The sequence below is a fragment of the Streptococcus hepaticus genome, assembly GCF_043656315.1.
Lineage (GTDB): Bacteria > Bacillota > Bacilli > Lactobacillales > Streptococcaceae > Streptococcus > Streptococcus hepaticus.
The window spans coordinates 1-12,508 of record NZ_JBINIY010000007.1; the positions used below are offsets into that span (position 1 = coordinate 1).

Consider the following 12,508-nt stretch of genomic DNA (forward strand, 5'->3'; position numbering starts at 1 on the left):
ATCTAATTTAGATTTCACTTCTTCATAGGATAAGGGATGATTTTCTGTTTCTTCCTCTATTTCTGCAGGCATTTTACCTGTTTCGTAAAGTGATTTAATTTGAATACTATCCAGTGTTTCGTATTTAAGAAGGGCTTCTGCGATAAGTTTGTGAGTTTCACGGTTGGCTTGGATAATTTCTGCTGCTTTATTGCGAGCCTCATTCAATAAATCACGTACTTCAATATCCAATTCGTAGGCTGTTTGTTCAGAAATATGTTTTTGAGTAGTATATTGACCGAACATAGCATGACTACCTTCATACTGCATAGGGCCCATTTTCTCACTCATACCATATTCTGCAACCATAGCACGCGCCATTTGTGTGGCTTGTTCAAAGTCATTGGATGCACCTGTGGTTTGAGCATTGAAAATGATTTCTTCAGCTACACGACCTCCCATTAGACCTGCCAATTGTTCTTTCATATCTTCTTTAGAAAGAAGCATTTGGTCTTCTTTAGGTAGGGCGATCATATAACCGCCTGCACGACCACGTGGAACAATCGTAACTTTATGCACCTCACGCGCATTTGACAAGACCAGACCAACAATTGTGTGGCCTGCTTCGTGGTAGGCAACCATTTCGCGTTCTTTTTGAGAAATAGTACGATCTTTTTTAGATGGACCTGCAATAACACGATCTTCTGCTTCATCAATATCTGAAGCATCAATCACTGTTTTATTGCGACGGGCGGCAACAAGTGCAGCCTCATTCAAAACATTTTCCAAATCAGCACCGACAAAACCTGGTGTTTGTTGAGCAACCAATTTCAAGTCTACATCATCTGCCAACGGTTTATTTTTAGCATGAACCTTAAGAATAGCCTCACGCCCTTTAACATCTGGACGACCAACCAGTACTTTGCGGTCAAAACGTCCTGGACGAAGAAGAGCTGGGTCTAGTACATCACTGCGGTTTGTTGCAGCGATAACAATGATTCCTTCGTTTCCTTCAAAACCATCCATTTCGATCAAGAGTTGGTTAAGGGTTTGCTCACGCTCATCATTTCCGCCTCCCATACCAACACCACGTTGACGACCAACAGCATCAATTTCATCAATAAAAATGATGGCAGGAGCAGCTTTTTTGGCGTCCTCAAAAAGAGAACGAACACGACTAGCACCTACACCGACAAACATTTCTACAAAGTCTGAACCAGAGATTGAGAAGAATGGTACGCCGGCTTCACCAGCAACAGCTTTTGCCAGAAGAGTTTTACCTGTTCCCGGAGGCCCCTCAAGTAGGACACCTGCTGGAATACGAGCACCCAGTTTTGTGAACCGTTTGGGATCTTTTAAGAACTCAACCACTTCAACAAGTTCTTGTTTTTCTTCCTCTGCCCCAGCAACATCAGAAAAACGAACCTTGATATTATTTTTTTCAAGAGCTTTAGCTTTGTTGCGACCGAAGTTCATAGCACCTCGAGCGCCACCACCGCCACCTTGATTCATCATCATGAAGAAAACTACCATAACGAGACCAAGTGGCAAAAGATTAATCAAAAGATTAAACCATAAGTTATTCGAACTTTCTGGCTTAACTGTCACTTTGACATCATTTTTTTCAGCTAATGTCTGGAGATTTGAAATGGTCGAATCTGAGGCTAATATAATAGAAGAAAACTTCTTGTAGCTAACTTTTTCATTAACAGAAAACAACTGAATAGTTGAAGATAATTCACTCTTTTCAGTTACTTCTTTTTCATACGTCCCTGTAATTTGAATAACACTGCTATCTGGTTGATAAGTGATATCTTTTACATTTCCGTCTTGTAATGCTTTAACGACTTGAGAGTAGCTAATTTCTTGGGTAGAAACTTGACTACCAGCCTTCATAAATTGATAGCCAGTAATAACTGTTGCAATCAATAAAATAATGAGAAAAGGATTTCGAATAAATCCTTTATTGGGTTGTTTGTTCATAAAATCTAGTTACCTTTTTCTAGTTTGAGTAGACTTCCTCTTTTAGAACTCCTACATACGGTAAGTTACGATAATTTTCATTGTAATCTAGACCAAATCCGACAACAAATTCATTTGGAATAGTGAAACATGTATCATCTGCGTCAATCTCAACCACACGTCCTTCCGGTTTATCCAACATGGTTACGATACGGATTGATTTAGCTTGACGAAGTTCAAATAATTCTTTCAATTCTTTCAAAGTACGGCCTGTATCAATGATATCTTCGACAAAAATCACGTCACGCCCTGCCACATTTGTGTCAACATCTTTAATGATTTTGACAGTACCGCTACTTTCAGTTCCTCCGTGGTAACTTGATACAACCATAAATTCCATTTCCATATGAGTATCAATATATTTGACCAATTCAGCCATAAATGGAATAGAACCCTTCAAAATACCAATTAACAATGGATTTTTATCTTTATATTCTTCTGTTAATTTTTTTCCTAAAACAGCAGCTTGAGCAACAATTTCTTCTTGCGTAATTAAAACTTTTTTAATGTCTTTTTCCAACATAATCAAATTTACACTTTCATTTTTATATATAATGCAACATTTATTGTATCATTTTTCATAGATTTACTCAAATCACTAGCAACGATATTTGCAATTCCGTATACATTTTTATTTTGTTCAATTAACACTGCCTCTTGTCGATTTTTATGAGGGATTTTTTCATCTATAAAATACCGGCGAAGTTTTTTTGAGATTCCGTTTAGTAGTATCCTATCTCCCGCCTGACGATGTCGAAGGATAATCGGAAACTCTTTTTTTACATATATAATTTGATGGAAACTTTCTAAGGGTCTACCAACACCAATTAAAAAATTTCCAAACTCGTAGATACCTTCTGATTCTATCATTAAATTAGAAATTTCCTCATCCGCCTTAGGAATGATTTTTGTGATTGAAAATTCTTTTTCATTTTTCATTAAGTAATAGTTATTTTTTAGAAAATGATTGTAGTTTTTCTTTTCTTCCAGTATATGTAAAATTTCTTGAAACTGTGCCCTTGTAGGCTGTAAATCCGAAAATTTTTCCAAATATTCTTGTAACAAAAAAGAACGAACAGCTGGTGTCTGCGCTAAAAATTCTTCAAGCTTTGTTGTTTGAATATCTTTTGTCAAATCTTTTAATGCAGCTAGATATTGATAGGTTTCATTTCCTAAATTGACTAAGGCTGTAGAAAACTGAGTATTTTCCTCTTCTAAAAGAGGCATATAATGATTGCGCACACGATTTCTGAAGTAATCTAAACTTACATTACTACTATCTTCAAAGTGAAATACTTCCTCCAAATCCGCTTTTCGAAAAGAAAGAAGAGGACGAATCAACTGACCTGTTCCAAATGGCTGAACAGGTTCTATACCTCTCAGATTGCGCAGGCGATTTCCTCGAATAATTCGCATAAAAATCGTCTCTGCTTGATCATCTGCATGATGAGCTGTCACCAAGGCTGTATATAGCTCAGATTCCATGACGCTCTTGAAAAAATCGTAGCGAAACTGGCGTGCGCTGTCCTCGGAAAATTTTCCTGTAAAATAATCAACAAAAAATGGGATATGCAGTTCTCTTGCTAGATTATATAAATAATCTTCTTCCTCTTGAGATTCTGGACGCTGTTGATGATTCACGTGAATCATTCCAAGTTCAATCCCCAGTTTTTCCTGTAAATCAAAAAGAAGATGAAAAAGATTTAAGGAATCTTTTCCACCTGATACAGCTATTAATACTTTTGAATGTTGGTCAAAAAAGTGGTTTTCTTTTACCACTTTCAAAAATTCTTTTTTATTCATCTATTTCAAAATATCGTAAATTTCCTTGGCAATTTGCGAAATGGTTTCATAATCAGATTTATCTGTGAAGATTGACAAGATAAATGGAGAATCGATATAAACAATAGCTACATCATGCTTATTATCGTAAGCATCTCCAATCTTATGAGCAATCTGCACAGGAATATCTTTGGCAATTCGTTGATTATCAAAATGAGTACCAGTTAGACTTTGCAAGGCGTAGCCATTCTGATAGTAAATAGCTTCCATCATCAACCCCGCCATTTTACTACTAGCCATTCGAGTTTTCATATCCCACTTCTCTTGTGTGATGCCAGTTATTTCTGAGTAAAATTGGTTATCAAATTGATTAGTGAGGTAGTAGGCTAAGAGATTGCTGGCTGCATTGTCTGAATACTTAGCGGTTAGATCCATTAATTGGTCAATTCGGTAGTGTTTATTATCAGCTATTTTGGATAGAATGCCACTACCTTCTGGACTATAACTTCCTTTGAAGGTTGTTACCTTGTCAACATACTGTAAACCTTGATCTAAGTTATAGGTTCCTGCATTGACTTGCTCTTGACTATAATATAAGACTGGTAATTTTGAAACGCTGGCAGCATACATTTTCTTGTCTTCCTGAATTGAAGCTGTTTTCTCTGTTGTCAATTGCTTCACATAAATCGAAAATTTCTCTGACTGATACTTTTGATTTAGCAGTTTTTGAACGGCTTCCATTCGATTATCTTCTTTTGAAAGTCGACTCATTTTTATCCAGCCAATATTAGAAATCTTAGCAAAGGTATCCCAGTTACTGCGAACAATTTCTGTAACGATAACTGATTGGTAAGCCTTTAATTTTGTTGTGATTTCTTTGGCTTTATTTTCAATAGGACTAGAATAAATTGTAAAGTTATCTGTCAACCAATAGTGTTCTTCAACAATTTCCTTTTCTAAAAGAATATCGTCATAAATATTTTTTATATCTGCTAATAGATAGCTTCCATCACTCAATTTAAATACCTGTTCTTGCTTGTCGTTAACAAGTATAGATTGAATTTCAAATAATTGGTTGGGGTGAATCTTTCTTGCAAGCACTGTCAATTCTTTATCAACGTAAGTATTAGCTTCCTGATGAAGATTTGGATTCGTCGGAATAGTAGTAAAATGAGATTGATAGGACATGCTGGTCAATTGATACTTTTCTTCATTGGTCAATTTTACTGGTAGTTCTGTACTAACTACATGATTACTGATAAAAAAGATCGGCAAAATCCATACCATCAATTCTTTACGCAGCATGCTCCCTCCTTCCCTATTATTCATTTTCTTCTAATTGTAGCGTTTGATTGATTTCTGATAATTCTTCTAATTTTTGATCAGAATAGTTTAAAAATTTTTCAACGGTTTCTAAAATATTTTCTGTCATTTTGGTAATAATCCTGGGATATTGTAAACAAACTCACCCTCTTTTGAAAATTGATATTTAGCTCGAACATATTTGGCTGCAAAATCACTATCTTTCAATTTTGTAACCAAGGAGGATTCGATTTTTTCATCTGTTGCCAATTGATCGTATTGTTTTTCTAAATCAACCAGCTGTTGTTCTTTATCCTTCAAGGTGTGGTAAGTCTGTACTAAATTATAGGTTGGCAAGACAAATAGAAAAACAGCTAGGATCAAGATTGAGCTCATAAAACGATTTTTTTGGCGATTTTCTGCTTGTTTTCTCTGAATTTGACTTTGCTGTGACTGAATATAATCATTGTTGAGTTGTAAAACTTTAGATTTCTTCATTATTTTCAATCCTTGTTTCATTTACGATTTCATACATTTTTTCAGCATCTTCTTTTTTAGTACTGTCCTTCATTTCAATAACTTTCACTGTCAATAGTTTATTCCCAAAACGAATTTCAATCTCATCATTCAGCTTAACGTCTGTTGATGATTTGGCCAAAATACCGTTGATTTTAATCCGTCCTTTATCAGCCACTTCTTTAGCAATAGTACGACGTTTAATAATGCGGGATACTTTTAAATATTTATCTAGTCTCATATATTCACCTCATTTCTTTATTTTACCATTTTTGAGTTCATTTGACAGTTTATTCTCTTTAGAATCCTTGATTTCAAGCATCTTTTCAGTGAATTTTATCAATTCTTCTAGGATTTCAAAATCTTTTTTCTTACGAACATCAAAAACCAAGTGCATGCGACCTGCATTTTCAGTAATTCTAGCTTTTAAATTCGTCACAGATAAAGCTTGGAAATAGTCTTGGGTTAGGAAAATTTGACCTGCTCTTGGCTCAAAGTGAACAAAAACTTGATCCTGTTTTCTTTCTAGATTCTGAGTAAAAATCTGATCTGCAAAGGACTTCAAGAGACTAATTTCTAACAAATAAGCAACAACATCTGGATACTCCCCGAAGCGATCAATCAACTCATCTTGTAAGTATTCATAATTTACACGACTGTCAACTTCTTTAATTTTCTTGTAAACTTCAATCTTCTGACGCTGATCTGAAATGTAATCTGAAGGTAAATATGCATCGATTTGCAGATTGATTTCAGAATTGGATTTCTCACGTATTTTTTGCTTACCTTGTTTGGCTAAAATAGCTTCTTCAAGCAATTGAGAATAGAGTTCATAACCAACTGAATCAATAAAGCCACTCTGAGCTGCACCTAGGATATTTCCAGCACCACGGATGGATAAATCCTGCATAGCAATCTTAAAGCCTGAACCTAGTTCTGTAAAGCCTTTAATAGCTTCCAAGCGTTTTTCAGAAACCTCCGTTAAGCTCTTATCCGGTCTGTACATAAGATAGGCATAGGCGATACGATTTGATCTACCAACTCGACCACGAAGTTGATACAAGGTTGACAGGCCCATATGGTCTGCATTCTCGATAAAAAGTGTATTCGCATTGGGAATATCAACACCTGTTTCAATAATGGTTGTTGTAACCAGAATATCGTATTCTCCTTCAATGAAGGCAAAAAGCGTATTTTCTAGCTGAATTTCTGACATTTGACCATGGACATAGCCAATACTTGCTTCAGGAATTAACTCTTTTAACTCAGAAACTTTTTGTTCAATCGTATCAACTTTATTGTAAAGATAGTAAACTTGTCCACCACGATCTATCTCGCGTAAGACTGCGTCTCGGATAACAGTTGGATTGGTTTCCAAAACATAGGTCTGAACTGGATAACGATTAGTCGGTGGTGTTTCAATAATAGATAAATCTCGAATTCCTAGCATAGACATATGGAGCGTGCGAGGAATAGGAGTCGCTGTCAAGGTTAGTACATCCACTCGTTTTTTCAACTCTTTCAAACTTTCCTTATGCTTGACTCCGAAACGCTGCTCTTCATCAATAATTAAGAGTCCTAAATCTGAAAATTCAACATCTTTAGATAAAATTCGGTGTGTACCAATCAGAATATCGACACGGCCTTTTTTTAGATTTTCTAATGTTTTCTGTTGCCCTGACTTAGTCCTAAAACGGCTTAAAACATCCACATTGACAGGAAATTCTGAAAAACGCTCAATAAAGTTACTGTAATGCTGTTGGGCTAAAACAGTTGTCGGAACTAAAATAGCTACTTGTTTACCGTCATTAACAGCCTTAAAAGCTGCCCGCATAGCTACTTCTGTCTTACCAAATCCCACATCTCCAACCAACAGACGATCCATCGGAGCTGGCTTTTCCATATCCTTTTTGATTTCTTCAATAGAACGAAGTTGATCCTCTGTCTCTACATAGGCAAAGTGGTTATCAAATTCCTCTTGATTAACATCATCCTCTGAAAAAGCAAATCCCTTCAACTGGCTACGTTCTGCATAAAGTTGAATCAAATCATCTGCAATATCTTCAACTTGCTTCTGAACTTTTTGTCTTGTTCGCTGAAATCGTCCATCATTTAACTTGTTCACTTTCGGCGTTTTGCCATCAGAAGATGTGTATTTTGATAATAGATCAATTTGATCAATCGGGACAGAAATCCGATCAGAATTTTGATACTGAATCGTCAAGTAGTCGCGGTGAATTCCTGAGACTTCAATCGTTTCTATTCCTAAAAATTGACCAATCCCATGCACATGATGTACGACATAATCTCCTTTTTCAAGCTCATTATAGTCTTTCAAACGTTCAGCATTGGAGATATTTTGCCGACGAATTTTCCGTTTTACCTTTTTATGGAAAATCTCGTGTTCAGTGATTACAGCTATTTTTTCATCTAAAAAATGAAAACCAGAACTCAGTTGACCAAATGAAATCTGACTTCTTCCTACTTCTAGCTGATTTGGATCTGTAAAAGGAATCTGAATAGCATATTCGTGTAAAGTTTTTTGTAAATTTTGTAAACTTACTTCGTTTTCTGTTTGAAGAATAAGGGTATATCCTAATTTTTCAAAGCGTCGAATTTCTTCCTGTAATAAGTGAATTTGGTTAAAAAATTCCTGCATAGGATGCTGATTAAATTGATAAATAGAATCGAATTTTAAATTCCCCAGTCCTTTTTGAAAGGTAGAAAAGAAACTAGCTGGCTTGTAATGACGCAATTCTTGATAAGGAGAAGCAAAATATTCCAAACTGGACAATGATTTACTATTCTGTAAATCTTGTGTCAATAATTCAGCTGCTTCTTTTTCAAAAAAAGCATAGGTATCCATAATTTTATGAAAATCATCAAAAAATATTGGTGTATGAATTGGAAAATAATCCAACAAGGTCCATGTTTTTTCGTATAAAATTGATCGGAATTTTCGACTATCTGGATGTCGATAATTTGTCTTAAAATCAGCTAATACTTCCTGCAGATAAGAAATTTGCTTGTCATCCTGGATATGCTGGATCGCCTCTTCGATTTTTTTACTGGCGCGCTCAAAATCTTCTACTGAGAAAATCAATTCCGAAGCTGGACTAATCAAGATATTGTCAATATTTTGTAAAGAAGTCTGTTTTTCAACATCAAAAATACGGATCCCGTCTACCTCATCACCAAAGAATTCAATACGATAAGGTTGATCACTGTTTATCTCATAGATATCTAAAATATCACCACGTGTACTAAATTCTCCTGGGCTTAGAACACGCGATGTTTTTTTGTATCCTGATTGCTGTAATTGATTGACAATATTATCTAGTTCGATTTCTTGATTGACTTCCAAAGAAAAAATCATATTTTGATAATTTCCTTTTCGCGGTAATAAAACACGAAAAGCAGCAATATTGACAACCAATATCCCTATTTTTCCTTTATCACATAAAAAATTCAAGACTTCAATTCTAGCTTGTGTGCGGTCTTTTGAAGTAAAGACAAATTCAGCAATTGGACTATCGTCTGTAAAGAAGTTGTAAACATATTCTTGCCCCAGTAGATTTGTCAGTTCCGTAACTAGTTTGTCAGCTTCGTTTTGCGTAGAGGTGACAATGACTAACTTGTCATCGACTTGCTCAAAGGCAGATACGATGGCTAATGCTTTGCTTGTTCCAGATAATCCTGTTAATAGTTGACGACTGGATTTATTTAAGTTAGCCTGCCAAGTCATCACTTGTTTATTTTGGCTAATAAGATCAATGATATTCATTTTATCCGTTAAACTTTCTCATTACAATATCAAAATCAGACTCTTGTAAATAAAACTTTACAGCTTGGTCAACTTTTTCTAAAGTATTGCTAATCGTAATAGCATCATCTCCGTGAAACTTACTCATAACATGATCAATCACTGACATTTTACCTTGTGGTCGACCAATTCCTACTTTCAAGCGATCAAATTCTTGCGTTCCAATATGTGCAATGATGGATTTAATCCCATTGTGTCCACCAGCAGAACCTTTTTGACGGAAGCGAAGTTTTCCAACTTCCATATCCAAATCATCATAAATGACCAGCAAATCTTCTACATCAAGACCATAATAAGACAATAAAGCATGCACTGCTTCACCAGATTTATTCATAAATGTGGTGGGTTTGACAAAATAAACCTTCTCACCATTGATAAAGGTACTTCCGATTTCAGCTTTAAATATTTTATCTTCTGTAAAGTTTACATCAATTTCCTTTACAAGTCTGTCAACTGCCATAAATCCGACATTATGCTTGGTATCTTTATACTTTGAACCAGGATTTCCCAGCCCGACAATCATTTTTACCATATTTTCCCTTTCTGAAATAAAGCCAAAAGGGTTGGAAATAACTTTCCAACCTCCTCTACTTATCTAATTTTCCTTAAACGTTGAAGCGGAATTCCATGATGTCACCATCTTGGACCACGTATTCTTTTCCTTCTTCACGAAGACGACCAGCTTCCTTCACCGCTTTTTCAGAACCGTAGTGCATTAAATCATCGTAACTCATGGTCACCGCACGGATAAAGCCACGCTCGAAATCTGAGTGAATGATACCAGCTGCTTGCGGTGCTTTAATACCACGTTTAAAGGTCCAAGCACGCACTTCTTTTTCGCCTGCTGTAAAGTAAGTTCCAAGACCAAGAAGATGATAAGCTGCACGCGTTAATTTATCGACACCTGACTCTGTCAAACCAATCGCTTCTAAAAACTCGGCCTTATCTTCATCATCAAGTTCTGAGATTTCTTCTTCTGCACGCGCTGAGATAACGACTACTTCTGCATTCTCAGTTGCTGCAAATTCACGAATTTGTTGCACATATTCGATACTATCTGGATCAGCAACCTTGTCTTCATCAACGTTAGCTACGTAAAGAACTGGTTTTGTTGTGAGAAGGAAGAGTCCTTTTACTACTGCTTGTTCTTCTGGTGTAAATTCAAGCGTACGAGCTGATTTACCATCCTCAAGAACTGGTTTGATTTTTTGAAGCACGTTGAATTCGGCAACAGAATCCTTGTCTTTTTGTGTACGCGCCATCTTCTCAACACGCGCATAGCGTTTATTTACAGACTCAAGGTCCGCCAAAATCAATTCTAAGTTAATAGTATCAATATCAGCTAAGGGATCCACAAAGGCATCTTCACGCCCTTGCTCACGCATAACATTTTCATCGTCAAAGGCACGAACCACGTGAACAATAGCATCCACTTCACGGATATTAGCCAAGAATTTATTTCCAAGACCCTCACCTTTTGAAGCCCCTTTAACGATACCCGCGATGTCAGTGAACTCGAAAGTTGTAGGAACTGTCTTCTTAGGTGTAATCAGTTCTGTCAATTTTTGCAGACGTTCATCTGGTACCTCAACGATACCAACGTTTGGTTCGATGGTCGCGAAGGGATAGTTGGCTGCTTCCGCTCCTGCTTTTGTAATTGCGTTAAATAGGGTTGATTTACCAACATTTGGCAAACCAACGATACCTGCTGTCAAAGCCATTCTTATAGTCTCCGTTCAAAATTTTCAATCATAACTATTATAGCAGAATTCAAACAAAAAAGCTTGCTCTATAGCAAGCTTATCCGAAAACTTTGGGCAATATTGTCGGTAAAAACCAGGAAAGAAAACCTCCAACTGGAAAAATAATCCACCAATAACCTGCAATTAGGTGATAAAAGGTCAGCTAAACTTCTTTTTCAACTTTTTCCGCTACTCGTTCCACCCTTACTTCTGGTTCTTTTCCTAAAATCAATTCATCCAAAGATACTTCAAAAATCTCAGCCAATTTCACCAGTTTTCCAAATCTGGTGTTGCTCCATCATTTTCATATTTAGAAATAGATTGTCTTGATACAAAGAGTTGTTGTGAAAATACACTTGTCATAGTAAACCTCCTTGTTTGTCTCTATTTTAGAATAAAAGTGCACTTCTGACTAGTACTTTTCTATGCAACCTAAGGTTGCGCCAAGTTTAGAGATAAATTCGACGAGTTTGGGCTGTCAAACTCAGTTTCTGACTCTTGACAATTTCCCCGTCAATTTCAAGGATACTACCATCTGGAATAGTCAGAGTAGCACTTTCCAGTATTTCATGCTGAAGGTAACCTGATGTTTGGTGTTTTTTTAAAACGAGAGCTAAGAGAATAGCCAAACGTTTCCAGAATGTTTCTCCCTTAGCATAAACAAGATGTAGATGTGAGTCATAAACAGTTGACGTTGGCCAAATCATAATCCCACCACCAAAATAAGTATTATTAGCGACAGAGAAAAAGTAGACATCTTCTAATTGCAGAGTTTCTTGCTGATTTTTCTGAATGTTGACACTTGCAATAGGATTCTTAAGAAGAGATAGAACCGCAATAAAAATATAGGTCAATTTTCCAAGATACAAACGGTTCAAAACACATTTTATGTTAGAATGGGCGGCTTCATTTACCACCCAAGCAGCAAAACCAAGATCCAAGCTATTTAACAGAATACCTTCTTCATCTGCAAAAACGGTAATTTCTCGTGTATTTCCATTTTGAAGATTAACAATCGTCGTTGCCAAATCTGGTAACTGAAGAGCACGCGCAAAATCATTGCCAGAACCGACTGGATAATAAGCAAAAGGAATGTCTTCGGGTAAATGATAGAGAACTTTTGACAAAGTCCCATCTCCACCAATAACAATGAATTGGTCTCCCTTTTTCCATGTTTGTAAGGCTAATTGAACTTGATTTTTTTCATCATCAGGACAAGTTGTAAAGAAAATTTTCTTTTCTAAATGAGGATACTTCACTTGAATTTCTTCCACAATATCAACTGCCAAATGAGCACCAGCATGAGGATTTGCAATAATATAGACTGTCATAATGGGTTTAT

At 36.1% G+C, this 12,508-nt stretch carries 11 protein-coding genes; all 11 read right to left on the bottom strand.

Annotation, left to right across the window (positions count from 1 at the left end; all coding sequences use genetic code 11):
- Positions 1–1,962: ATP-dependent zinc metalloprotease FtsH (ftsH, locus tag ACHUFA_RS06760; RefSeq protein ID WP_222347624.1), on the bottom strand; the 1,962-nt coding region annotated here is incomplete at its 3' end.
- A 19-nt stretch (positions 1,963–1,981) separates the two neighbouring features.
- Positions 1,982–2,524, bottom strand: a complete 543-nt coding sequence (hpt, locus tag ACHUFA_RS06765) for a hypoxanthine phosphoribosyltransferase (RefSeq protein WP_222347623.1) — start codon at positions 2,522–2,524, stop codon at positions 1,982–1,984.
- An 8-nt stretch (positions 2,525–2,532) separates the two neighbouring features.
- Complete coding sequence (gene tilS / locus ACHUFA_RS06770; RefSeq protein ID WP_222347622.1) at positions 2,533–3,804, bottom strand: tRNA lysidine(34) synthetase TilS; 1,272 nt, start codon at positions 3,802–3,804, stop codon at positions 2,533–2,535.
- The gene (locus tag ACHUFA_RS06775) at positions 3,805–5,088 is read right to left on the bottom strand and encodes a serine hydrolase (protein WP_394405266.1); all 1,284 of its coding nucleotides are present in this window, start codon (positions 5,086–5,088) and stop codon (positions 3,805–3,807) included.
- Positions 5,089–5,104: 16 nt separating this feature from the next.
- Positions 5,105–5,215 carry an SP_0009 family protein gene (locus ACHUFA_RS06780; protein WP_318530336.1) on the bottom strand — a complete coding sequence of 37 codons (111 nt, stop codon included), beginning with the start codon at positions 5,213–5,215 and terminating at the stop codon, positions 5,105–5,107.
- A complete protein-coding gene (locus ACHUFA_RS06785; RefSeq protein WP_394405267.1) occupies positions 5,212–5,583 on the bottom strand; it encodes an FtsB family cell division protein in 372 nt (123 codons plus the stop codon). Before ACHUFA_RS06785 ends, ACHUFA_RS06780 begins: the two co-directional genes overlap by 4 nt.
- Entirely contained in the window at positions 5,570–5,842 is a 273-nt protein-coding gene (locus ACHUFA_RS06790; protein WP_222347620.1) for an RNA-binding S4 domain-containing protein, read from the bottom strand. The genes ACHUFA_RS06785 and ACHUFA_RS06790 overlap by 14 nt, the downstream gene beginning before the upstream one ends.
- Positions 5,843–5,851: 9 nt before the next feature.
- Positions 5,852–9,385 (bottom strand): transcription-repair coupling factor, encoded by a 3,534-nt coding sequence (gene mfd, locus ACHUFA_RS06795; RefSeq protein ID WP_394405268.1) that lies wholly within the window; start codon positions 9,383–9,385, stop codon positions 5,852–5,854.
- Position 9,386: 1 nt separating this feature from the next.
- Positions 9,387–9,956 (bottom strand): aminoacyl-tRNA hydrolase, encoded by a 570-nt coding sequence (gene pth, locus ACHUFA_RS06800; protein ID WP_222347618.1) that lies wholly within the window; start codon positions 9,954–9,956, stop codon positions 9,387–9,389.
- A 73-nt stretch (positions 9,957–10,029) separates the two neighbouring features.
- Positions 10,030–11,145, bottom strand: a complete 1,116-nt coding sequence (ychF, locus tag ACHUFA_RS06805) for a redox-regulated ATPase YchF (RefSeq protein WP_222347617.1) — start codon at positions 11,143–11,145, stop codon at positions 10,030–10,032.
- 470 nt (positions 11,146–11,615) lie between these two features.
- A complete protein-coding gene (locus tag ACHUFA_RS06810) occupies positions 11,616–12,497 on the bottom strand; it encodes a diacylglycerol/lipid kinase family protein (protein WP_394405269.1) in 882 nt (293 codons plus the stop codon).
- Between the last annotated feature and the right edge of the window lie 11 nt (positions 12,498–12,508).